The 369-nt window shown below is 72.6% G+C and carries 1 pseudogene; it reads left to right on the top strand.

Annotated elements, in window-relative coordinates:
- Positions 1 to 369, top strand: a pseudogene (locus TW83_RS21580) (dihydroneopterin aldolase); the annotation flags it as partial.

The following is a 369-nucleotide window of genomic DNA, read 5'->3' as shown; positions in this document are numbered from 1 at the left end:
TGGCCGAACGCATCGCCGCCGAGGTGCTGGCCCATCCCCGCGCCGCCCGCATCACCGTCAGCGTCGAAAAGCTGGACCGCGGTCCTGGCGCCCTTGGCGTGTCGATCATCCGTCATCGGGGCCGCGTGCCCGCCACGGGTGTGGCCGCACATGTGGCGATCCTGGTGCACGCCCCCGGCGCACCGCTGGCCCCGGGGGCGGTCGTGATCGTTCCGGGCGTCAAAACCATGACCGATGACGGGCCGCATGCCCGCCGCTTGGCGCTGTTGTCGCTGGATCAGGCCGCATGGCGGCTTGGCGGCGACCTGGGCATCGAGGTGGCCGAGACCCGCACCGAACTGGACGCCGCGATCCAGCTGCGCCAGCCGG

This window comes from Paracoccus sp. S4493, from assembly GCF_000967735.1.
Classification (GTDB): Bacteria; Pseudomonadota; Alphaproteobacteria; order Rhodobacterales; family Rhodobacteraceae; genus Paracoccus; species Paracoccus marcusii.
This window is presented reverse-complemented; position numbering and strand designations above follow the sequence as displayed.